General features: G+C 75.3%; 19 protein-coding genes and 1 pseudogene. 7 read left to right on the top strand and 13 right to left on the bottom strand.

The features are described 5' to 3' along the window. From ACZ4W5_RS19580 to ACZ4W5_RS19550, 7 genes and pseudogenes are all read right to left on the bottom strand, one after another. Entirely contained in the window at positions 1-2,406 is a 2,406-nt protein-coding gene (locus ACZ4W5_RS19580) for an oxidoreductase (protein WP_465655770.1), read from the bottom strand. Then, entirely contained in the window at positions 2,403-2,930 is a 528-nt protein-coding gene (locus ACZ4W5_RS19575) for an acyl-CoA thioesterase (protein WP_465655801.1), read from the bottom strand. Before ACZ4W5_RS19575 ends, ACZ4W5_RS19580 begins: the two co-directional genes overlap by 4 nt. Beyond that, a pseudogene (locus tag ACZ4W5_RS19570) lies at positions 2,913-4,523 on the bottom strand (AMP-binding protein); the annotation flags it as partial. The gene ACZ4W5_RS19575 and the pseudogene ACZ4W5_RS19570, both read right to left, overlap by 18 nt. Positions 4,524-4,752: 229 nt before the next feature. Further along, a complete protein-coding gene (locus tag ACZ4W5_RS19565; protein ID WP_465655768.1) occupies positions 4,753-5,910 on the bottom strand; it encodes a hypothetical protein in 1,158 nt (385 codons plus the stop codon). 142 nt (positions 5,911-6,052) lie between these two features. Continuing rightward, positions 6,053-7,372, bottom strand: coding sequence for a hypothetical protein (locus ACZ4W5_RS19560; RefSeq protein ID WP_465655766.1), 1,320 nt, complete (start codon positions 7,370-7,372; stop codon positions 6,053-6,055). Positions 7,373-7,469: 97 nt separating this feature from the next. Beyond that, entirely contained in the window at positions 7,470-7,997 is a 528-nt protein-coding gene (locus ACZ4W5_RS19555) for a GNAT family N-acetyltransferase (protein ID WP_465655765.1), read from the bottom strand. Further along, entirely contained in the window at positions 7,994-9,361 is a 1,368-nt protein-coding gene (locus tag ACZ4W5_RS19550; RefSeq protein ID WP_465655763.1) for a DUF6271 family protein, read from the bottom strand. Before ACZ4W5_RS19550 ends, ACZ4W5_RS19555 begins: the two co-directional genes overlap by 4 nt. 392 nt (positions 9,362-9,753) lie before the next feature. On the opposite strand from ACZ4W5_RS19550, the gene ACZ4W5_RS19545 reads away from it, so the two are divergent. From ACZ4W5_RS19545 to ACZ4W5_RS19515, 7 genes are all read left to right on the top strand, one after another. Then, positions 9,754-10,953: a peptidoglycan-binding protein gene (locus tag ACZ4W5_RS19545; protein ID WP_360237151.1), complete on the top strand. Its 1,200-nt coding sequence runs from the start codon at positions 9,754-9,756 to the stop codon at positions 10,951-10,953. Positions 10,954-11,165: 212 nt separating this feature from the next. Continuing rightward, positions 11,166-11,792, top strand: coding sequence for a DUF2269 domain-containing protein (locus tag ACZ4W5_RS19540; protein WP_465655761.1), 627 nt, complete (start codon positions 11,166-11,168; stop codon positions 11,790-11,792). A 63-nt stretch (positions 11,793-11,855) separates the two neighbouring features. Further along, the gene (locus ACZ4W5_RS19535) at positions 11,856-12,863 is read left to right on the top strand and encodes an MsnO8 family LLM class oxidoreductase (protein ID WP_465655759.1); all 1,008 of its coding nucleotides are present in this window, start codon (positions 11,856-11,858) and stop codon (positions 12,861-12,863) included. A 634-nt stretch (positions 12,864-13,497) separates the two neighbouring features. Further along, positions 13,498-13,881 carry a hypothetical protein gene (locus ACZ4W5_RS19530; RefSeq protein ID WP_360237141.1) on the top strand — a complete coding sequence of 128 codons (384 nt, stop codon included), beginning with the start codon at positions 13,498-13,500 and terminating at the stop codon, positions 13,879-13,881. A 55-nt stretch (positions 13,882-13,936) separates the two neighbouring features. Further along, positions 13,937-14,983, top strand: a complete 1,047-nt coding sequence (locus ACZ4W5_RS19525; protein ID WP_465655758.1) for a transcriptional regulator — start codon at positions 13,937-13,939, stop codon at positions 14,981-14,983. An 82-nt stretch (positions 14,984-15,065) separates the two neighbouring features. Next, positions 15,066-15,461: a roadblock/LC7 domain-containing protein gene (locus ACZ4W5_RS19520; RefSeq protein ID WP_360237138.1), complete on the top strand. Its 396-nt coding sequence runs from the start codon at positions 15,066-15,068 to the stop codon at positions 15,459-15,461. A gap of 118 nt (positions 15,462-15,579) precedes the next feature. Continuing rightward, positions 15,580-15,954 (top strand): hypothetical protein, encoded by a 375-nt coding sequence (locus tag ACZ4W5_RS19515; protein ID WP_360237137.1) that lies wholly within the window; start codon positions 15,580-15,582, stop codon positions 15,952-15,954. Positions 15,955-16,025: 71 nt separating this feature from the next. Here the strand turns inward: ACZ4W5_RS19515 and ACZ4W5_RS19510 are convergent, their stop codons facing one another. The 6 genes from ACZ4W5_RS19510 to ACZ4W5_RS19485 form a co-directional block, all read right to left on the bottom strand. Further along, positions 16,026-16,442 carry a DUF6188 family protein gene (locus ACZ4W5_RS19510; RefSeq protein ID WP_360237135.1) on the bottom strand — a complete coding sequence of 139 codons (417 nt, stop codon included), beginning with the start codon at positions 16,440-16,442 and terminating at the stop codon, positions 16,026-16,028. After that, on the bottom strand, positions 16,423-17,652 hold the full coding sequence (locus ACZ4W5_RS19505) for an NUDIX hydrolase (RefSeq protein WP_465655755.1): 1,230 nt from the start codon (positions 17,650-17,652) through the stop codon (positions 16,423-16,425). The genes ACZ4W5_RS19510 and ACZ4W5_RS19505 overlap by 20 nt, the downstream gene beginning before the upstream one ends. Before the next feature lie 218 nt (positions 17,653-17,870). After that, positions 17,871-18,755 carry an SGNH/GDSL hydrolase family protein gene (locus ACZ4W5_RS19500; RefSeq protein WP_465655754.1) on the bottom strand — a complete coding sequence of 295 codons (885 nt, stop codon included), beginning with the start codon at positions 18,753-18,755 and terminating at the stop codon, positions 17,871-17,873. Beyond that, on the bottom strand, positions 18,730-19,926 hold the full coding sequence (locus ACZ4W5_RS19495; RefSeq protein ID WP_465655752.1) for a glycosyltransferase: 1,197 nt from the start codon (positions 19,924-19,926) through the stop codon (positions 18,730-18,732). Before ACZ4W5_RS19495 ends, ACZ4W5_RS19500 begins: the two co-directional genes overlap by 26 nt. Beyond that, positions 19,923-21,245, bottom strand: a complete 1,323-nt coding sequence (locus ACZ4W5_RS19490; RefSeq protein ID WP_465655751.1) for a glycosyltransferase family 4 protein — start codon at positions 21,243-21,245, stop codon at positions 19,923-19,925. Before ACZ4W5_RS19490 ends, ACZ4W5_RS19495 begins: the two co-directional genes overlap by 4 nt. A gap of 154 nt (positions 21,246-21,399) precedes the next feature. Beyond that, positions 21,400-21,588: a YegP family protein gene (locus ACZ4W5_RS19485; protein ID WP_360237125.1), complete on the bottom strand. Its 189-nt coding sequence runs from the start codon at positions 21,586-21,588 to the stop codon at positions 21,400-21,402. Positions 21,589-21,754 lie beyond the last annotated feature (166 nt).

The raw sequence follows: 21,754 nt of genomic DNA, 5'->3' as shown, positions 1-21,754 counted from the left end.
TCACTCCTCGGTCGGAGCCGGCCGCCAGCGGCGGTGGACGGGCGGGGCGGCCTCCCGCAGCAGGTGCAGGCGCGGGGAGACCTTGTCGGCGCCCGGTCCCGGCGGCCTGCGGCGCCCGGCCAGCCAGGGCGCGGGCCAGGGGGCGCCCGGGCCGGTGTAGTCCTGGTCGGCGGCGGCGTGCAGGGTCCAGAACGGGTCGTGCAGCTGGGCCCGGCCGACCGCGACCAGGTCGGCGCGGCCTGCCAACAGGACGGAGTTGGCGTCGTCGTGGCCGGAGATCGCGCCGACGGCGACGGTCGGCAGGCCGGTGGCGGCGCGGACCAGTTCGGCGAAGGGCGTCTGGAAGCCGCGCCCGTACGGCGGCCGCTGGTGCGCCACCACCTCGCCGGTGGAGACGTCCACCGCGTCCGCCCCGGCCTCGCCCAGCGCGCGGCAGATCGCCACCGCCTCGGCCTCGGTGGTCCCGCCGGGGGCCCAGTCGGCGGCCGAGATCCGGACCAGCAGCGGCCGCCCGGCGGGCCAGACGGCGCGGACGGCGGACAGCACCTCGACCGGCAGTCGCAGCCGGTGGGCGAGCGGCCCGCCGTAGCCGTCGGTGCGGTGGTTGGTGAGCGGGGAGAGGAAGGTGGAGAGCAGGTGCCCGTGGCCGAACTGGAGCTCCAGCACGTCGAACCCGGCCCGGGCGGCGCGCTCGGCGGCGGCAGCGAAGTCGGCGGTGACGGCGGCCAGTTGGACCTCGTTGGCCTCGTGCGGGACGGCACTGCCGGAATCCCAGGGCAGTGGCGAGGGGGCGAGCAGCGGCCAGCCGTCGGCGAGCGGGCGGCCGATGCCGTCCGGTCCGGGCGCGGCCGTGGCGCCCCGGCGACCGGCGTGGGTGAGCTGGATGCCGACCGGGGTGTCGCTCACCGCCGCGACGGCGCGCCGGAGTTCGGCCCAGGCGCCCTGCTGGCGGTCGGTCCACAGCCCGGGGCAGTGGTCGGTGGCCCGGCCCTCGGGGCCGACCGCCGTCATCCCGGCGATCACCAGCCCGGCGCCGCCGAGCGCGTGGGCGGTCAACTGGGCCCGGTCGAAGGCGCTGGGCAGCCCGTCGGGGGAGGTGAAGGTCGCCAGCGGGGGCACCACGATCCGGTTGCGCAGCTCCAGGGCGCCGAGTTTCAGCGGACGGAACATCGGCGGCACCCCGGGGGAGCCGCCGGTGGCGGCGTCCACGGCGGCGGTGAACTCCGGGTCGCGGGCCCGCAGGTTGCCGTAGGTGACCCGGCGGCTGCGGGTGAGCAGGTTGAAGGCGAACCGGTCCGGGTCCTGCCCGGTGCGGCGCCCCACCGTCTCGAACCACTCCAGGCTGGCCTGCGCGGCCCGCTGGGTGGACTCCACCACCGGCCGGCGTTCGGCCTCGTAGGCGGCCAGTGCGCCGTCCAGGGTGGGCTGTTCGCTCAGCGCGGCGGCCAGGGCGAGGGCGTCCTCCAGGGCCAGCTTGGTGCCCGAGCCGATCGAGAAGTGCGCGGAGTGCGCGGCGTCGCCGAGCAGCACGGTGTTGCCGTGGCGCCAACTGGCGTTGCGGACGGTGGTGAAGCGGATCCAGCGGGAGGCGTTGGGGATCAGCCGGTGGCCGTCCAGGTGCCCGGCGAACAGCTCCGCGCAGCGCTCCACGCTCGCCAGGTCGCTCTCGCCGCGCGCGAACTCCCGTGCCGCGAGGGCCTCGAAGCCCGCGCGGCGCCAGGCGTCGGCGGCGACCTCGACGATGAAGGTCGAGCGGGTGGCGCTGTACGGGTAGGCGTGCACCTGCACGGTGCCGAAGTCGAACTCCTCGACGATGAAGGTGAAGGCCTCGAAGACCTTGTCGGTGGCGAGCCAGATGTAGCGGCAGTGCCGCTCGTCCAGTTCGGTGCGGAAGGTCTCCGGATGGGCGGCCCGGGTGCCGGAGTTGATGCCGTCGGCGGCCACCACCAGGTCGTACTCGGCGGCGAGCCGGTCGGCCGGCGGGGCGGACGTGCGGTAGCGCACGTCCACCGCCAGCTCGGCGCAGCGGTCCTGGAGGACGGCGCGCAGCCGGTTGCGGTCCAGGGCGGCGAAGCCGTGCCCGCCGCTGGTGCGGACCTGGCCGGCGTAGCGGATGTCGATGTCGCTCCAGCGGGCGAACTCGGCGCTGATCGCGGCGAAGACCTTCGGGTCGGCCTGGGCGATGCCGTCCAGGGTCTCGTCGGAGAACACCACGCCGAAGCCGAACTCGTCCTCCCGGCCGTCCCGTTCGAACACGGTGATCTCGCGCTCGGGGTCCAACTGCTTGGCCAGGGCGGCGAAGTAGAGCCCGCCGGGGCCGGCGCCGATCACCGCGATCCGGCGCGGGCCGCCGGCCGTGTGCTGCTGCGGCGCGCCGGCCCCGGCGGGCTGCGGCTTGCCCGTCATGCGACCACCTCCGGCTGCTGCGGACCGGCCTCGGTGAGCGCCCGGCGGACCGGGGCGGGCCAGGGCTCGGCGCCCTTGACCCGCGGCGCCGCGTGCACCACCGACATCCGGCCGCTGGCGGCCAGTCCCTGCGGGCCGTGCACCTCGAAGGCGTAGTGCAGCGAGGAGCCGCCGACCCGGACCACCCGCAGCTCGGTGCGGACCACGTCCCCGAACCAGAGCCGCTCCCGGTAGTCGGCCTCGAAGTGCACCCGGGGGATCCGTCCGAACAGCTCGGCCAGTCCGAGCCGGCGCAGCAGCGCCGCCTCGGCGGCCTCGGCCCAGCGTTGCACGGCGGAGAAGTGGTAGTGCCCGGCGGCGTCGGTGTCCGACCACTCGACCCGGCGCTCGATGGTGATGGCGGCGGGGGCGGGCGCCGGTTCCGGTGTCGCGTGCTGCGGTGCGGCGCCCTGGGGCGCGGTGCCTTGCGGTGCCGCGTCCTGCGGTGCGGCGTTCTGAGGTGTCACGGCGGCCCTTCTGCGCAGCTCGGCGCGGAGCAGCTTGCCGGTCGCGGTGCGCGGCAGCTCGGGAACGAACTCGACGGCGCGCGGGTACTTGTACGGCGCGATGGTGCGTTTGACGTGCTCCTGGAGCTCCTTGACGGTCTCGGCGCCGCCCGAGGTGCCCCCGGTCAGCACCACGTACGCCTTGACCACCGTGCCGCGCCGCTCGTCCGGCGCGGCCACCACGGCGCAGTCGGCGACCGCCGGGTGGGCGGCCAGCGCCTGTTCCACCTCGGGGCCGGCGATGTTGTACCCGGCCGAGACGATCATGTCGTCGTTGCGGGCCTGGTACCAGAAGTAGCCGTCCCGGTCGCGCAGATAGGTGTCGCCGGTGAGGTTCCAGCCGCCGCGGACGTACTCGCGCTGGCGCTCGTCGTCCAGGTAGCGGCAGCCGGTGGGGCCCTTGACGGCGAGCAGTCCGGGTTGGCCGTCCGGTACCGGGTTGCCCTGCCGGTCGAGTATCGCCGCCCGGTAGCCGGGGACGGGGCGGCCGGTGGCACCGGGCCGGATGTCGTCGTCGGCGGCCGAGATGAACACGTGCAGCAGCTCGGTGGCGCCGATCCCGTCGATCAGCCGCTGGCCGGTGGCGGCGTGGAAGGCCCCCCAGACGGCGGCGGGCAGCGGCTCGCCGGCCGACACGCAGCGCCGTACGCCGGACAACCGGTCGGCGAGCCCGGCGGCCAGGATCGCCCGGTACGCGGTGGGCGCGGTGAACAGCACGCTCACCCCGTGCCGGGCGACCTCCTCGGCGAGTTGTTCGGGGGTGGCCTTCTCCAGCAGCAGGCTGGCGGCGCCGACCCGCAGCGGGAAGACCAGCAGGCCGCCGAGGCCGAAGGTGAAGCCGAGCGGCGGGGTGCCGGTGAAGAGGTCGTCGGGGGTGGGGCGGAGCAGGTGGCGGGAGAAGGTGTCGGCGTTGGCCAGCACGTCCCGGTGGAAGTGCAGGGTGGCCTTGGGCCGACCGGTGGTGCCGGAGGTGAAGGCGATCAGCGCGACGTCGTCGGCGGCGGTCGGTACGGCGGCGAAGCCGGGGCGCTGGGTGGCGCTGCGGGCGGTGAGGTCCTCGGGGCCGGGGCCGCCGAAGGAGAGGACCCGCAGCCCGGGGGTGTCGGCGAGGTCGAGCTCGGTGCGGAAGCGGTGGTCGCACAGGGCGACGGTGGGGCGGGCGATCCGGGCCAGTTCGGTCAGCTCGGCCGCGCGGAGCAGCGGCATGGTGGTGACGACCACACCGCCGGCTTTCAGCACCCCGAGCCAACAGGCTGCCAGCCAGGGGGTGTTGGGGCCGCGTAGCAGGACGCGGTTGCCGGGGACCAGGCCCAGTTCCTCGGTGAGCAGGCGGGCTGTCCGGTCGGCGTGGTCGCGCAGTTCGCCGTAGCTCCACCGGGTGGTGGGGGTGAGCAGGCAGCGGCGGTCGGGGCCCAGGCGGGCGATGGTGTCGTCGAGCAGGGCGGATGCGCAGTTCAGGCGGTCGGTGAAGGCCAACTCCGGTAGTTCGAAGAGGAGTTCTGGCCACTGGTCGAAGGGCGGGAGATGGTCTCGGCAGAACGTGTCCATGTGCGCCGAGGGGGAGAGCTCCATGGGCGGCACCTCGTCGGGCGAGCGGGAGTGAAGCCAGTATGGCGCGCTCGTGACGCCAGTCAAGAGAGCGATACATGCATTCGGGCGACGGGGGCGGTCGGCGCAGGTCGGGGGTGGGGCGGGGCACGCGGAACGCCCCGCGGGCCGGTGGGGCCCGCGGGGCGGATGGGGCGCATGGGTGTGGTGATGGGTGGTGGGGTTCCTGGGAGCAGCGGGCGGCGCCGGGCGTTCAGCCCCCGGTGGTGTGGAGGACGGCGTCCGGGGTCCGGCCGTCCTCGGCCTGCCGGGTGCGCTCGGCGAGCAGTCGGACGAACGGGGTGAGCCCGGGCAGTGCCACCGCGGCCCCCGGGCCGGCGTAGTGCACGTAGAGCAGCGCCGAGTCGACCCGGACCACCGTCTCCGCAGTCGAGTCGCCCCGGGTGCGGGCGGCGCTCTGGTCGCCGACCGCCTGGACCGCCGCCGGGGCCGCGTCGCCCCGGGCGTTGAGCAGGTCGAGCCGGGTGTCGAAGGCCCGGCCGGCCGCCTCGGCGGAGCTGAAGGTGACCACGGTGAACTGCACGGACGGCAGCGGAGGGGCACTGAACGAGACGGTCGCGTAGGCGAGTTGCTGGTCGCAGGCGCCCGGGAGCAGGCAGGGCGCGCCCGGCCCGCTGCCCGTCCCGGAGCGCGGTGCGCCCTGCTGCTGCCAGCCGCTCGGCATCGCGGCGGCGTCCGGCAGCACGCCCTGCACCCGCGCGGGATCGCGGATGGTCCGGGCGGCGTGGGCGAGGTCGGGCCCGGTGGGTTGCAGCAGCGGGCGCGAGCCGAGGTTGATCCCGAGTGCGACCAGCGCGGCGATCAGGACCAGGGCCAGGACGGTGAGGACGGCGGCGTTGCCGCGCCGGGCGGCCAGTGCCCGGGCGGCGCCGGCGGCCGCCGGGTCGACCCTCAGCTGGACGGTGCTCGGGCCGCCGGCCGGCGTGTCCGGGTCGACCCGGAGCTGGACGGTGCTCGGATCCGGACCCGGGCCGGTCCGCAGCTGGACGGTGCTCGGGCCCGGGTTCGGGTCCGTCCGCAGCTGGACGGTGGTCGGGCCCGCCGCCTGCTCCGTCCGCAGCTGGACGGTGGTCGGATCGGCCGTCCCGCCGAGGTCGGTGGTGGTCAGGTACTGGGCGAACCCCGGGTCGGTGGCGAGCAGTCGGGCGACGGCCGAGGCCAGCTCGGCCCGCGCTGCCGGAGCGTCCGGGTCCGCCTCGATCGCCGACAGCGCCCGGGCCCCCTCGGGCAGCAGCCGCAGCCGGGCCCGGACCACTTCGGCCACCGCCTGCCCCCGCCCGCCGGGCGTGCCCCGGGCCAGGCGCACCAGCGCTCCCACCGCACCCGCCACCAGCTCGCGGCCGTCCCCCATGGCAATTCCCCCCGCCGTACGAGTCGTTGCCCCCAGGCTCCCGGACCGGCCGTCGCGGCACACCCCCCTCCGGTCGAACGGAGACGCAACTGCAACCGGGTACGGACCTGGCGGAAACCCGGCGGCCCGCCGGTCCCGCCCGTCATGGGTAGGCCAGCTTCGCCATCACCGCCACCGGCAGGGCGGGGTTGGCCGCCGCGGCCTCGGCGGTGCGGGGGTCCGGAGAGGCCAGGCAGGCGGCCAGGGCGGCGGGGGAGGCGTTCGGGTGGGCAGCGATGGCGCGCAGGGCCTTGACGGGGGTGGGCGGGGTGGTGGCGATGCGGTCCAACAGCGCGGTGGGGGCGCCCGGGTTCCTGGCCACGGCGGTGGCCACCTTCGTACCGAACCGGTCCAGCACGGTGGCGAGTTGGACACCGTCGAGGCCCGGATGCGGGGCCACCGACTTGACCACGCTCGCGTCCGCGTCCGCGGCGAGTCGGTCCCGGAGGTCCGTCGGCAGCGCCCGGTGCTCGGCGACCAGCATGCGGACCCTGGGCTCGGGCGCGGCCGCGAGGGCACGGAGTTCGGCAGGAGCGGCGGCGGCGATCCGGGGGAGCAGGGTCGGGCCGATCCGGACGGCGGCCGCGAGCCGGGCGAGCAGGTCGAACGGGACGGCGGGGTGGTGGGCGAGCAAGCGCCGGACGTCGTGGCCGTCGTCCTCGGCCAGCCGGCTCATCAGTGCCGCGTCGATCCCCGGGTTCCGGGCCAGGTTGGACCGGACCCAGGGGATCTCGTCCCCGGCCAGCCGGTGGTACGTCCCGGCGGGTAGCCCGGGGTGGGTGGCGAGCGCCTGCCGGATCAGCATGTGGTCGGCCACCAGCCGGGCGGCGGCCGCCCCCGGGGTGGCCGGATTGGCTGCCGCCTGTTCGCGGACCGTCACCTCGGGATCGTCCAGCAGGGCCGTGAGCAACTCCGCAGGCGTGGCCTCGTTGGCCGCGGCCGAGCGTCGGACCTGCGCCGCCGGGTGCGCGGCCAGCCGCGCCAGCAGATCCGATCCGGTCGTGTGGAGGGCGAGTTCGGACACCACGTCGTCGGATCCGTCGGCCGCGAGGAGTGCCGCGACCTCCTCCGGCAGTCCGACCGCGGAGGCGAGCCGTGCCCGCACCGGCTCGTCCGGGTCGCGGGCGAACAGCGGGGCCCAGGCCGGGTCCCCGCGTCCCTCGTCCAGCAGGATGAGCGCGACCCGCGGCCGGGCGAGCGGGTCGACGTCCCCGACGGGCAGCAGGCCGCGCTCGGCCAGCCGGACGGCGGCGTCCTCGAACCGTTCGGCCAGCAGCCGCACCTGCCGCAGGTCGAGGTCCGTCCGCTCCGCGAGTGCGCACGCCAACTCCTCGTCGGTGTCGGTGAGTCGGGCGATCATCCGCCCGAGCAGCTCGGGCGGCAGGGCGGGGTTGCGGGCGACGGCGTGCAGCAGGGCGGGCATCCGCGCATTCTGCCCGCCGCCCGGCGGGGTCCGCCGCCGGTTTTCGTGCGGGCCCGGCCGGCTGCCGTCGTCCGCCCGCCGGGGCGTCGGGCCCGGGTCAGCGCACGGGTGCCGACATCACGGGTGCCGACATGTAGACGGCCCGCCGCCCGTAGTACTCCGGCACCGTGACCTCCCGGTGCGCCCGGTAGCCGAGCAGCCGCAGCAGGATGTCCGCGCCGCGCACCGCGACCATCGAGATCCGCTCGAAGCCCTGCTCCTCGGCCCGTTCGCGGAAGTGCCGCATGAACCCCAGGGCGACCTCCCGGCCGCGCAGGTCCTCGGCGATCACCAGGTCGTGCACGTGCAGGTTGGCCGAGGCGTACGCGGTCCGCTCCGGCTGGGTGAGGTCCGGGCAGCGCAGCGGTGGGTACGGCAGGCTCAGCAGGTAGCCGCGGACGGCGCCCTGCTGCTCCAGCACGTAGCAGGTGTCCGGTGAGCTGCGGGCCCGGGACTGCAGCGCCTCCCGGCCCTCGGACAGGCCGTCGGCGGCGTAGGCGTCGTGTTCGAGCGCGACCACGGCGTCCCAGTCGCCGTCGGTCAGCGGCCGGATCCGGAGGTCCTCGCTCACCGGGTCGCCGCTCACCGGGCCGTCCCCTCCGCACCGGCGACCGCCCCCTCCGCACCGGCGTCCGGGCCTTCCGGGCCGGTGTCCAGCCCCTGGGCGCGGGCGGCGGCCACCAGCGGTGCCCAGGCCTCGACCAGTACCGCCCAGCGCTCGGCGTCCTGCCGGGCCTCGTCCAGGAGCTGCCCGCGCCGCGCGGCCACCACGTCCGCCAGCTCGGCGTACTTGCCGCCCAGCTTGCGGTAGGAGCGGTCCAGGACGTCCAGGCAGTGCTCGTTCCCGGCCCGGTCCCAGTCGACGCTGCCGCGCACCAGGTCGACGATCGGCTCGACCCGCAGCCCGTGCCGCTCGTCCAGCAGCTCGCGACCCAGGTCGATCATGCCGCCGTAGACCGGGTACAGGTACAGCATCGAGAGCAGGAACTTGACGAACCGCAGCTGGTAGTTAACGAAGCCGGTGCCGGTGCGGCGCTCGGGCGTGTAGTAGTTGACGATGTGCCGGTTGTGGACGACGCCGGGCAGCCGGGAGTGGACCAGGGCGTGCAGCAGGGCGTAGTCGCTGCCGATGGTCTCGATCGAGGGCAGCAGCGGCAGCACCTCGTAGGCCCGGTGGTCCAGGGCGATGTTGCACATGTAGACGTCCCAGATGTCGGGCACGCCGAGGACGGACTCGTCGGTGGTGAACGGCTCCGAGCCGGCGCCCTTGAACGAGACGTCGACCATCGCGTCCCGCTCCTCCTCCGGCCACACCGGCGGGGTCCACAGGCGCACCACGTCGCGGTAGACGGCCGGGTCCAGCTCGTGGATCTCGCTGATGTCCACGTTGAGTTCGCCGATGAAGGAGCCGCTGACCAGCATCACCGGCTTGTCCGCGTCGGCCGGGTCGAGTTCGGAGCGGGTCACCCCGGCCACCGCCTCGCCGGCCGGTCGGCCGATCGAGAGCAGCTCGTGGTGGATCGGGAAGACCTTCCGGCCGTCGACGACCTGGAAGTCGGCGTCGTCGTTGCGCAGGTGCGCCGAGGTGCAGCCGAGGGCGGCCGCGCCCAGGAAGAGCCGGTTGACGCAGGAGCCGTACGCGACGGCCGGCGGGAGCATCAGGTCGAGCAGCAGGTCGGGGTCGGCGGCGCCGGAGCGCTCGGCCACCCGGCGCAGGAACTCCCGCTGCCGCGCCTCGCCCAGGTGGTGGACGACCACGCCGGGGGTCGGCTCCAGCGCGGCCACGGCGCCCGCGTTCTGCGCGAAGGTGGCGGCGTCGGTGGTGTCGAGGATGAGCAGGTGCACCTCGGCCCCGAAGTTCGCGACGGCGTAGGCCGCCTCCTCGGCGAGTTCCGCGATGGTCTCGGGGCAGGAACGCATGGTGGGCAGGGCGAGGCAGACTCTCTGCATGGCGGTGGTTCTCCGTCGGTTCGTCAGAACGGTTGCGGCAGTGGCGCCGTGAGGGCTTGGAGCGCACCACCGTGGACTAGACCACTTCCCAAGTCAACGATTGACAGCGGGGCTGCGGCGGGGTGGAATGCGCCCCCGCCCGGCGATTCCGGGGGCCCTTCGGGGCCGTGTGGACCGAGCCCGGACCCGCTTCCGGACAGGGCGGAGTACGGACCCGGCGGCGCGCCCTGTCGCCGCCGGGTCCGCACGTGCGGACGAATTCCCCTCGTTGATCCGAACGGCCGTGCGGCATCGGGCGGTTCAAGCCCGTCGATTCCGCCGCTAGGGTCAATTCGTGACCGGTACCTGCCGATACCGGCAATGACGTCATTACGCCGTTCGGAGGAGCCAGCATGCCCGAACAGTGGCTGCCCGGTGCCGAGATCCACGACCTCGGCGACCACGCGCCGACCGACCACCAGTACCCCCCGAAGGCCATCGCGCACATCACCTGGGACCGCAACGCCACCGCCGCGGCGCCGCAGGACTGGTGCTCCTACGAGGACCTCGTCGGGTACTTCACCGGCGCCGGTGCCGGCAACGCCCCGCACCTGGTCTGGGACCCGTTCAGCGGCCGCACGGCCCAGCTCTTCCCCGCCGACTCCCGCTCCAAGAGCCTGCTCAGCCCCGACCGGAGCCCCACCCGCACCAACCGGGCCGGGCTGGTCGTGATCCAGATCGAGGCGGTGTTCTTCCCCTACTGCCGCTACCAGGGCACCGTCTACCCCCGGCTGGTCGACACCCCGTGCGCGGGCTGGGACCGGATCCACGCCTGGATCTCCTCCTGGGGCGTGCCCGACGTCTGGCCGATGGGGCGGCCGACCGACTTCACCGAGCACCGCGACGAGCGGGTCTGGGAGACCGCGGGCGGCTGGTACGCGCACGCCCACGTGCCGTACAACGACCACGTCGACCCCGGCTCCTGGCCCGCCTTCACCGCCGGCCCCGGCTCGCCCACCGGCCCGCCCTCCCAGCAGCACCCCGTCCCGCCCGCCGACCCGACCCCCGCCCGGTACCAGGTCACCGTCAACGGCCTGGCGTACGGCTACGGCGCCCAGGGCTACCAGGTGACCACCGTCGGACGGGCGCTGGTCGCGGCCGGCTTCGGCACCCACTACCACTCCGGGCCCGGACCGAACTGGACGGACGCCGACACCGAGAACTACGCCGACTACCAGGCGAGCCTGGGGTACTCCGGGCAGGCGGCGGACGGCGTCCCGGGCGAGGCCTCGCTGCGCCGGCTGCTCGGCTACCTGCCCGGCCCGCGGACCGTCTCGCTCGCCCACGTCGTCGCGGCGGCGCGCAGCGACCCGGGGGCGGAGCAGGGGCACCGGACGTACGGGGCGGAGGTGGCGATCGTCGAACAGGCGCTGGCGGACGAGGGGTTGCTCGAACAGCGCTGGGTGGACGGGTCGTACGGCAGCCTCACGGTGACGGCGTACGCGGGCTGGCAGCGTCGCTGCGGGTACTCGGCGGGCGCAGCGGACGGGATCCCTGGGCGGGACTCGCTGCACCGGCTCGGTGCGGCGCGGGGGTTCGCGGTGACGGACTGACGGGCTGACGGGCTGCCGGGCCGAGGGGCTGCCGGCCGACGGGTCGTCGGGGTCGGCGTGGGTACTCCCCGGGGAGGCGGTCGGCCGCGGCGACGCCGGGGCACGTACTCGCCAGGGAGTAGCCGAGGTTACTTCCGCCGTCAGATGCCCGATGAGGGGCGGGCGGGGGAGTCTGGGCGCGTCATCGTGACCCAGACTCGAAGGAGGTACCCGTGCCCCCGTCCACCGAAGCCGTCGCGGCCCCCGGCGCGGGGCGGCGGTCAGCGGGCCGCCGACTGTCGCCGGGAGCGCGCAAGCGCCTGGTGGTGCTGCACGTCGTCGTCTCGGTGAGCTGGCTGGCCCTGATGCTCTGCCTGCTCACCCTGGCGGTGACGGCTCTCACCACCGACGACGCCGACCGGCTGAGAACGGCCTACCGGGCGATGGGCCTGCTCGGCGACGCGCTCGTCCTGCCGCTGAGCCTGCTCACCTTCCTGAGCGGGGTGGCGCTGGGGCTCGGCACGTCCTGGGGCCTGTTCCGGTACTACTGGGTGAGTACCAAGTTCTGGCTGACGCTCGGTGCGATGGTGGCCTCGGTCTTCGCCCTCACCGCCCGGCTGCACGACGCGGTCCGGGTGGCGGACGCCCACCCGACCGGCCCCGTCCCGGTGGCGGAGCTCGGATTCGTCCGCTACAACGCGGTGATCGTCCCGGCGGTGGCCCTGGCGCTCTACCTGTTCAACGTGATCCTCTCGGTGTACAAGCCCTGGGGCCGCCGCAAGGCCGCGGGCGCGCGTCCGGGCCGAATACCCGGCGCCTCGGGCGCGGCCGCGCCCGGCCCGGGCTCCGAGGGCCGGTGACGGCGCGCCCGGGCACACCGGCCCGGGGAATGCCCGTACGGCGGGTGGGCGTTGTCCACCCACGTGACCAGCGCTACGCCCGCGACCAGGCTCTCCGTCCTCGACCGCTCCCGGACCAGGCAGGGCGAGGAGCCGGCGCAGGCACTGCGCGACACCGTGGCCTTCGCCCGTGAGATCGAGCGGCTGGGCTACCACCGCTTCTGGGTCTCCGAGCACCACGGCGTGCCCGGGGTGGCCGGGTCGGCGCCCACGGTCCTCGCGGCGGCGGTCGCGGCGGCCACCAGCCGGATCCGGGTCGGCACCGGCGGGGTGATGCTGCCCAATCACCAGCCCATGGTGGTGGCCGAGCAGTTCGGGGTGCTGGCGGCGCTGTTCCCGGGCCGGATCGACATGGGGCTCGGCCGCTCGGTGGGCTTCACCGACGGCGTCCGGCGGGCGCTCGGGCGGGAGAAGGACGCGGCCGACGACTTCGGCGGCCAGCTGACCGAGCTGCTCGGGTACTTCGACGGCACCCAGCAGGTGCACCGCGGCGTTCACGCCCGCCCGGCCGAGGGCCTGCACGTGCCGGCCTTCGTACTGGCCACCGGCGCGGGCGCCGAGCTGGCCGCCGAGGCCGGGCTGCCGCTGGTCATCGCCGCCGCACGCGGGGAGGAGCGGATGCTCGCCGCCCTCGACGGTTACCGCAGCCGCTTCCGCCCCTCCGCGCAGTCCGCCGAACCGTATGTGGTGGTCTCGGGCACGGTCGCGGTGGCCGAGACCGAGGAGCAGGCCCGTGACCTCCTCCTCCCGGAGGCCTGGGCCGGCGCCTACTCCCGCACCCACGGGGAGTTCCCGCCGCTGGCCCCGGCCGCCGAGATCCGGGCGCGCACGATGAGCCCGCGCGAACGGGCGGCCTTCGAGCAGTCGCTCAAGGGCCACATCGCGGGCACCCCGGAGCAGGCGGCCGCCGAGCTGTCCGCCCTGGTGGCGCGCACCGGTGCGGACGAGGTCCTGGTCGCCACCAGTACCTACGACCGGACCGCCCTGCTCGACTCGTACCGACTGCTCGCCGAGGCCGTCGGTCAGCTCTGACCCGCTGCGCCCCGGCGCCCGCCCCACCGTTGTCCGGGCGTCCGGGCGGATTTCTGACCAGCCCTGCTGACCTGCTACTGTTCTTCTCGTCGAGGGGAAATGATCTTCCGAAGCGGAGGATCCCAGGAACCCTCGAACATGCGTCAGCGGTGCTACCAGAGCACGTCCTACTTTCAGTAGGAAGAGTCCGTGCGACCCGGGCCTGGCGCTCCATCCGAAGGGGCCCGTTCCGTCAAGGAACGGGCCCCTTCGTCATGTCCGGCTGCGCCCCGCTCGCCCGCACCCCGCCCGGCCGTACCCCGCCCTCGGCGCCGGCGTGCGCCGAGGCCTCTTATCGCACTTTCGCTTTCGAAACTCCGGGCCCCGATCCGGTATCGGTCAAGGTCCCGTGCCAGGTGGTCGACGAGTGGCGGTCCGTGGCGGCTGACCGGCCAGCGGTTTTGCCGCTCCGGTAGGGGCGGCACATCGTCGCACCTTGGCCGGAAGTCGCCGTAGCTGGTGTGAATATGCCATTGGAATGTTCGTCAGATGGAATCCGGCAGTAGCCTTCCGTGTCGAACCTGCCACTGCTGGTGGCGATCCGGCCGGATCTGCGCTGCGCCCGGCCACCCAGACCCCCCTCGAAGGAGCCGGTGTGCCGGGTATCGACGAATGTCTCTCCGGAGCGATGGCGATCGCCGGAGCCCGCTCGGCGAGCCTGGTCGACTGGAGCAGCGGACTCGCCCTCGGCAGCCTGGGCGAAAGCCCGGTCGGCGAACACGAGACCGCCGCCGCCGAGGCAACCGACCTGGTGCGCGCGGCTGTTGAGAGCCAGACCTTCACCGCGGCGGAGGACCGGCGCTCGCCGTTGGAGGACATCATCGTCACCGCGGGCCGCAGCTACCATCTGATCCGCTTCATCGACACCGCCTTCGACAGCCGGCTCGTCCTGCACCTCTGGCTCGACCGCGAGTCGGGCAATCTCGCCGTCGCCCGGTTCCGCCTCCAGGCCCTCGTCGAGGACCTGGTGCTGGGGTGAACACGGGGCCAGCACCGAGCGTCGCATTCCGGCCAGCCCTCCGGCGGTGGCCCGCGTGACCGCCGCGCCGCCCCTGGCGGAACCCGCCGACCACCACGTCCAGCCCACCGCGCCGAGGTCCCCGGGCGAGGCCGTCGCCCTGCTCGCCGCCCGCCGTGCCACCGGGGCCCTGCGCGGCCCGCTCGGCATCCTGTGGCTGGTCGACGGGCAGGTGACCGCGGCGGAGTCCCCCCGCGCGCCCGGCCTGGCCGACCTGCTCACCGGCTGCGGTCGGCTCACCCCCGAGGCGTGGGCCGACCTCCTGCACCGCCACGGCCCGCACGGGCGGGTCGGCGAGGCGCTGGTCGACCGGCAGCTGCTCACCCGCGGTGAACTCGAACTCGGCCAGCTGGGAACGCTGTTCGACGCCGCCTACTTCGTCCTCGCCGACCGGACCGGCGGCACCTGGTGGTTCGAGTCCGAGGCCCGGCACTGGCTGGGCACGGTAACGCCGGTCGACCCGGCGCGGCTCGGCCGCGAGGTCGAGCGCCGGCGCCAACTCCTCGACCGGATCTGGCCCTGGCCGCAGCTCGACACCGCGCCGGTACGGCCGGTCGAGCACGGCAGGCGCCCCTCCCACCGCCCGCCCGGGCGTCGGCGGCGCGAACTGCTGGACCACGCCGACGGCCGAAGAACCCCGGCGGACCTGGCCCGGCTGCTCGGCCGCTCCGGCTTCGGCGTGACGGCGGACATCCGCCGCCTGGCCGCCGCCGGACTGCTCGACACCCCTCGGCACGCCGCTCCGATCGCCGAACCCGTCCCGTCGGCCGCCGAACCCGCCCGACCGGCCGCCGAACCGGGCCCGTCGGCCGCCGTGCCCGCCAGACCTGGCGGCGGCCTGCACCGCAGGGTCCCCGGCGCCACCCTCCGCGGCCTCCCGGGCCCCGGCCCCGTAGCCGCCGGAGACCTCGCGGTCCCCGCAGTCCCCACCGTCCCCGTAGCCCCCGCCCCCACGCGCTCCGACCGACCGCCCACCACGGCAGCGGCCCACCCGCTGACCGTCCCCGACCCGGACATCGCGCTGCTGACCCGGGTCCGAGACCTTCTGGAGGCCCGACTTTGAGTCACTCCCCGCCCGCGACCCCGCCGTACCGGCCATGAGGCGGGCACTCAAGCAGCGTGTCGGAAGGAGACAACTGATCGCCTTGGAGACCGAGCTGCTCGCCGAACTCCGCGCCGTCAAACGTCGCGTCCCGCACCTCGCGGGCGGGCTGGTGGCCAGCGTGGACGGCCTGTTGGTCGCGCACGACACCCACGGGACCGAACCCTCGGGCCTGGCCGCGATGACGGCGGCCTCGCTCTCGCTCGCCCAGCGGCTCGCCGACACCACCGGGCAGGGGGAGTTCCGCGAGTCCGTGGTGCGCGGTGAGCACGGCTACGTCGCCACCTACGCGGCCGGCGGCAGCTGCGTGCTGACCCTGCTGGCACTTCCGGACGTCAACGTCGGCCGGCTCCACCTGGAGGCCCGCCGCAGCGCCCGGCACATCGCCGAACTGCTCAACGACGCCCTGGTGCCGAAGGATCCGCGCGACGCGCTCTGAGCTGTCCCGGACCGTCCCGTCCGGTCCCGGACCGGACCGGACCCTCGCCCACCCCTGTACCAGCCAACCGACCTACCCACCGACCCACCGACTCACCGACCCACAGGAGTTGATCAGAATGACCGACGCAGCCGGCGCGCTCAAGCAGGCCATGACCGTCATCGAGGGCGCCATCGGCGCGGCCCTGGTGGACTACAACAGCGGCATGGCGCTCGCCACCCTCGACGGCCCCGGCGGCCTGGACCTCAACGTCGCCGCGGCCGGGAACACCGACGTGGTGCGCGCCAAGATGCGCACCATGGACATGCTCGGCCTCCAGGACGGCATCGAGGACATCCTCATCACGCTGAGCAGCCAGTACCACCTGATCCGCCCGCTCACCGGTCGCACCGGCAAGGGCCTGTTCCTCTACCTGGCGCTGGACAGGAGCCGCGCCAACCTGGCGATGGCCCGCCACCAGTTGGTCAGGATCGAGGCCGACCTGGAGGTCTGACCGGGCACCGGCACGGCACCGGCACGGCCCCGGCGGCGGCTCACACCCCGCCGGGCCCCGCCCCGTCCGGCTCACACTTCGCCGGGCCCCGCTTCATCCTGCTCAGCCCACTGGACCTCCCCGCCGGCCAGCCCCGCGCAGACCGCCCCCTCGGCGGTCAGCACGCTCCACGGCGCGAGCACCGCGTGCGGCGGGACGGACAGCTCACCGCCCTCCGTGAAGCCCAGTTCCAGGCCGCCGGCCAGGGTGATCCGGGCGGTGCCGACGGTCCGGCCGACCAGGGCCTGCAGGGTGGGCGTCGGCCGGAAGGTGAGCTCGGGGAAGAAGTGCCCGACCTCCTCCGGCCTGGTGAAGGACGGCGCCGCGAAGCGGAACTCGTGCACCACCCGTACGGTCACCGGCCCGTCGAGCCGCAGGTCCAGCCGGTCGCCTCCGCTGACCGCCTCGACCGTCCGGCCGGCCAGCACCTCAGTGATCGTGTTCTGCATGCTCCCAGTCTTCACCCGCCGACGCGTTCCCAACCACGGGACCGACCGGCCGCCCGCGCACCAGCTCGACCGGCCCGCCCGCCCGCTCCCGGGCGGCGAGGGCGGCGGCCACCCGGTCCCAGGACGGTCCGGAGAGCAGCGTCCGCGCCTCGGCCGGGTCGCACAGCCGCCACTCCACCAGCTCCTGCTCCTGGAGTGCGATCGTGCCGAGCAGTTCCTCCGTCACCGCTCCGCCGTCGTAGACGTACACCAGCACGGCGGTGTCCAGGCCGGTCGCCGGATCGGCGCCGGGATCGGCCGTCGTCCCCGGCTGCCAGTCCAACGCCAGCAGCCGCCCGGGCTCGACCTCCCAGCCCAGTTCCTCGCGGATCTCCCGCTCCGCCGCCGTGCGGGGCGTCTCCCGGTCCGCCTCCACCCCGCCACCCGGCAGCGTCCAGTACGGCACCATCCCGCGCGGCCCGTCCCACGGCCGCAGCCGCACCAGCAGCACCCGCCCGTCGCCGTCCGTGAACAGTGCCCGCGCCTTCGCCCGGATCCGGGGCCGGGTGGCGTAGTAGGTGTCCCGGTCCATCGGCGGTTCCGGCGGCTCCGGCGATTCAGGTGACTCCGGCGGCCCCGCCGACTCCGACGGCTGCCCCGCGCCCGGTACCAGCCCCGGCGCGGCGGCCAGCCCGGTGTACTCCGGTACGGGCCCCTCGGCGGGCAGCACCCCCAGGGTGTGCCCCACCGGCCGGCTGTCCTCCAGCTCCAGCGGCCCGGCCTCCCGCGGCGCCCGCAGGCAGGCCGCCACCCGGCGGGACAGCCGCGGCGGCAGGGCGTGCCCGGCCTCCTCCGCCGTCAGCCAGACCCAACCGCCGACCTCCGCCGCGTCCGGCCGGATCGCCGACACCTGATTCGGTGTCAAGGCCTCGGCCCAGTACAGGTACGCCACGATGGGCGGCCGACTCGGGGACATCGCCCAGTCGACGCACGCCAACGGTCCCAGTCGGGGCGTGAACCCCAGTTCCTCGGCGATCTCCCGCACGGCCGTCTCCCGCGGCGACCGGTCCGCGGGCTCCCACCCGCCACCCGGGATCGCCACCGGATGCTTCCGGTCGTACGGCAGCCGCACCACCAGCACCCGCCCCCGCCCGTCCGGGAACAGCACCCCGGCCGCCGCCATCGCCTCCCGCCCCGTCACACCCGACGCCTCCACCCCGACACCCTCCACCCCGACTCCCTTCACCCGCTCGTCTCCCGGGGGACGACATCCCCACGCGCCCGATGGTTCCCACCCACCCCCCACCTCGATCACCACCCAGGAGTGACACACCCCCCGTCGGGGCCGCACCGGCGAGCAGCCACCCAACCCCGTGTCCCGCCCGGCATCAGCACTCCCGCGCCCCGGACTCCGACCAGCCACCCCACCACACCCCGCCCGCTGGACGGTCACCCCAGCGAGGCCAGGGCCTGGGCCGCCGCCCGGGCCATCTGTTCGTCGTGGCGGGCGCTCGATCCGCGGAGGCGGGCGGCGCCTTCGACCGCCGCGAGGGCGAGCAGTCCCGGGAGGAGGTCGGTGCTGCGGGCGGCGAGCCAGCGGGTGCCGCGGGTGGCCATCCACCACAGGTCGGCGGCGAGGCCGGGCGGGGGTTCGGCGGGTTCGGCGGCGGGTGGTGGGCCGAGCGGGTGGCCCCGGGTGTGGAGCAGTTCGTGGAAGCGGCGGGCGATCAGGTGGTGTCCTTCGGCACTGGGGTGGAGGCGGTCGACGCTGAGCAGGCCGCGTTGCTCGCACCAGGGCAGTTCGGCGATGTGCAGGTGGACGGCCCGGTGCCTGGCGGTGAGGGCGTGGACGACGGTGTTGACGGCGCGCATCCGCCGGGCCAGCGGTCGGGCGAGCGGGGCGGGGAGCCGGAGGAGGGTGCCGGGGTCGGGCAGGCAGGCGGTGAGCAGTACGGCGCCGTGGCCGGAGAGTTCGCCGAGGGTGGCGTCGAGCTCCCGGGTGGTGCGGTGGATGTCGAAGCCGGCCCGTAGGGTGTCGTTGCCGCCGACCAGGACGGCCGCCAGTTGGGGCCGCAAGGCGAGTGCAAAGGGTAATTGACGGACCGTCAGATCCTTGGTCAGCGCGCCGCTGTACGCCAGGTTGGTGAACTCGACGTCCTGCCCCTCGGGTGCCAGTGACCGGGCGAGGACGGCGGCCCAGCCGCGCCACTGTTCGCCGACCTGGTCCCCGACGCCCTCCGTGAGCGAGTCGCCGAGTGCGACGAAGCGCAGCAGTTCGCCTGCCGTGGGCCGGTCGTCGGCGGTCCGGTCAGGCCCCGCGTCGAGCACGCTCATCCCAACTCCTCTCCGTGGCATCGGAGTTGCGGACCCCGTGCGCGGTCAGGAAGGCGGCCACCGCGGCCGGCCAGCCGTACCGTTCGGCCTGGGCCCGGGCGGCGGCCCGCCGGGCCTGCTCCGGGCGGCGGAGCAACTCCGCGACGGCGGCGGCGAATCCGGCCCCGGTGTCGGCGGCGGCCGCCCCGGCGAGCCCGATCAGGCCGGGCAGGGCGGAGGAGCGGCTGACCGCGACCGGAGTGCCGCAGGCCAGGGCCTCCAGCGCGGCCAGCCCGAAGGTCTCCACCGGTCCGGGGGCCAGCACCACGTCCGCGCTGCCCAGCAGCGCGGCCAGCTCGGCCCGCCCGTTCAGGTGCCCGAGGAAGCGTACGGGCAGCCGCAGTCGGGCGGCCCGGGCGGCGAGCCGTGGCCGCAGCGGTCCGGTCCCGGCCACCACCAGGACGGCGGGGAGCCCACGCGCCCGCAGCCGGGCCAGTGCCTCGACGGCGCGTTCGGGGCGCTTCTCGGCGGAGAGCCGGGAGCAGAGCACCAGCAGGACGTCCTCGGGCGCCGCGTACCGGGCCCGTTCCACCACCCGTACGGCCGTCGGCAGCGGGCGCATCGCCGCCAGGTCGACCCCGAGCGGGGCCCGGACCAGGTTGGGCACGCCGATCCGGCGGAACTCCGCCGCCGCCCAGTCGGTGGTGCACAGCACCGAGTCGTAGCCGCGGGCGGTGGCCGCGTTGAGCCGGTCGGCGGCCGCCGCGGCGAGCGGACCGGGCAGGCCCCAGGTCCGCAGCACCCCGGTGGCGCTCTCGTGCGAGACCATCACCGAGCGGACCCCGTGCCGACGGGCCCAGGCGCCGGTCCAGCGCAGGGTGGTGCGGTCGGAGACCTCCAGTCGGTCGGGGCCGAGGCGGGTCAGTTCGGCGGCGACCGCCCGTCGGTCGGCGAGCAGCCGGTAGCCGCCGCTGGCGGGCAGCACCGGGCCGGGCAGGGTGATCACCAGGCCCTGTTCGGTGTCCTCCTCGGTGCGCCGTTCGCCGGGCACGATCAGTACGGGCCGGTGTCCGGCGGCCCGGTACCCGGCGCCCAGGTGGCGCAGCGCGGTGCGCAGGCCGCCGGAGACCGGGGTGACGAAGTTGGCGAGCCGCACGATGGTCAGCGGCCCGCCGCGGGGCGGCGGAGTCATGCGGGCAGCTCCTCCGGCAGGACCGGCACCACCGTCCCGGCCGGTGTCCCCAGCGACCCGGGCCCGACCTCGGCCTCGGCCTCGGCCCCGGCTCCGCCTCCGCCGCCGACCCCGCCGCCGGCCCCGGCCCCGACTCCGATTCCCGCAGGCGAAGGCGAAGGAGCCACCCCCACCCCCCGGTGCTCCGCCAGCACCTCGGCGTAGTGCCGCAGCAGCAGGTCCCCGACCGCCTCCCAGGTCCGGGCGGTCACCTCGGCCCGCCCGGCCTGCCCGTACGCGGCCCGCCGGGCCGGGTCGGCGGCCAGTTCGGCGACGGCCCGGGCGACCGCCGCGCCGTCGCGGGGCGGCACCAGCAGTCCGGTCCGGTGATGGGCCACGAGGTCGAGCGGGCCACCGGCGGCCGGGCCGATCACGGGGACACCGCTGGCCATCGCCTCCTGGATGGTCTGGCAGAAGGTCTCCAGCGGCCCGGTGTGGACGAACACGTCGAGGGTGGCGAAACATCGCGCGAGTTCCTCGCCGGTGCGGCGCCCGAGGAACACCGCGCCGGGCATGGCGGCCCTGAGGCCGGGCGCCGAGGGGCCGTCCCCGACCACCACCACCCGCACCCCGGGCAGGGCGGACGCGGCGGCCAGCAGGTCGACCCGCTTCTCGGGCGCGAGCCGCCCGACGTACCCGACCAGCACCTCCCCGCCGGGGGCGAGGGCCCGGTGCAGCGCCTCGTCCCGGTGCCGGGGGTGGAAGCGCGCCGAGTCCACGCCGCGCGGCCACAGCTGGACCCGGGGCACCCCGTGCGCGGTGAGGTCCTGGGCGGCGGGGGTGGACGGCGCCAGCGTGCGGGCGGCGGCCCGGTGCACGGCCCGGATGCGTCGCCAGGCGGCGGCCTCGCCGAGCCCGCGCCCGGCCCGGTAGGCGTGGGCGTACCCGGCGAGGTCGGTCTGGTAGACGGCGACGGCGGGTACGCCGAGCCGGGCCGCGACCTGCATGCCGCGCGCGCCCAGCACGAACGGGCTGGCCAGGTGGACGATGTCGGGCCGGTGCCCGGCCAGGGCGGCGGCCAGCTGCCGGCTCGGCAGGGCGATCCGCACCTGCGGGTACCCGGGCAGCGGCACCGACGGGATCCGCACGACGGGGATCCGCTCCGCGTCGGCGCCGGAGCCGAAGGTCTGCGGCGGGCACTGGGCGCCCCGAGCCGGTGCGGGGGTGACGACGAGGGGCCGGTGGCCCCGGCGGAGCAGGTGCTCGGCCGTCCGCAGCACGCTGTGGGCGACTCCGTTGACCTCGGGAGGGAAGGATTCGGTGACGATGGCGACGCGCATGCCTGTGTTGTGTCCGCGCACGGCGTGCACCCGGCCAAAGGGATCTGTCGTACAAGCGAACGCGGGTCGGCGATTTGCACCGCCGACCCGCGGGTCGTCCTACCGTGGTCCCTCGGCCGGCCCTCCGTGGTCAGCCGCGGACCCCGCCGCCGCCTCAGGCGGACCCGGCCGTCTCCTTGAGCTCCGCGTACGGCGCGAGCTTGCGGATCGACTCGATGCTCTTCAGGCAGTCGTCCTTGCTCTCCTGCGGGTCACTGGTCACCACGACGGACCCGTTGCTCGCCTTGAGCCGGAACCGGTGCATCCCGCTCTCGTCCGTGTACAGCTCGAACTTCCCAGCCATGCCGTCAACAGCCTTTCGCTCGACAACCCCCTGGCACCGCACCGTAGGCCCAAATCCATTGGAGCGCTCGCCAGTTGACCCAGCCGGGTGGCGACCGTTCGAGTCGCGGAGCCGGGTGCCGTCCGGCCGCCGGATGAGCTGGACGAGACGCCGATGCCGATGGAGC

It is taken from the genome of Kitasatospora sp. NPDC029367 (assembly GCF_055569135.1).
Note: the sequence above shows the minus strand (reverse complement) of the source record. Positions and strands in the feature narration are given on the sequence as shown.

What these genes read in the sequence shown, in the direction of transcription:
- ACZ4W5_RS19580 (WP_465655770.1), bottom strand. Translation starts at nt 2,406, where the DNA reads ATGACGGGCAAGCCGCAGCCCGCCGGGGCCGGCGCGCCGCAGCAGCAC.
- ACZ4W5_RS19565 (WP_465655768.1), bottom strand. Translation starts at nt 5,910, where the DNA reads ATGGGGGACGGCCGCGAGCTGGTGGCGGGTGCGGTGGGAGCGCTGGTG.
- ACZ4W5_RS19560 (WP_465655766.1), bottom strand. Translation starts at nt 7,372, where the DNA reads ATGCCCGCCCTGCTGCACGCCGTCGCCCGCAACCCCGCCCTGCCGCCC.
- ACZ4W5_RS19550 (WP_465655763.1), bottom strand. Translation starts at nt 9,361, where the DNA reads ATGCAGAGAGTCTGCCTCGCCCTGCCCACCATGCGTTCCTGCCCCGAG.
- ACZ4W5_RS19545 (WP_360237151.1), top strand. Translation starts at nt 9,754, where the DNA reads ATGCCCGAACAGTGGCTGCCCGGTGCCGAGATCCACGACCTCGGCGAC.
- ACZ4W5_RS19515 (WP_360237137.1), top strand. Translation starts at nt 15,580, where the DNA reads ATGACCGACGCAGCCGGCGCGCTCAAGCAGGCCATGACCGTCATCGAG.
- ACZ4W5_RS19510 (WP_360237135.1), bottom strand. Translation starts at nt 16,442, where the DNA reads ATGCAGAACACGATCACTGAGGTGCTGGCCGGCCGGACGGTCGAGGCG.
- ACZ4W5_RS19500 (WP_465655754.1), bottom strand. Translation starts at nt 18,755, where the DNA reads ATGAGCGTGCTCGACGCGGGGCCTGACCGGACCGCCGACGACCGGCCC.
- ACZ4W5_RS19495 (WP_465655752.1), bottom strand. Translation starts at nt 19,926, where the DNA reads ATGACTCCGCCGCCCCGCGGCGGGCCGCTGACCATCGTGCGGCTCGCC.
- ACZ4W5_RS19490 (WP_465655751.1), bottom strand. Translation starts at nt 21,245, where the DNA reads ATGCGCGTCGCCATCGTCACCGAATCCTTCCCTCCCGAGGTCAACGGA.
- ACZ4W5_RS19485 (WP_360237125.1), bottom strand. Translation starts at nt 21,588, where the DNA reads ATGGCTGGGAAGTTCGAGCTGTACACGGACGAGAGCGGGATGCACCGG.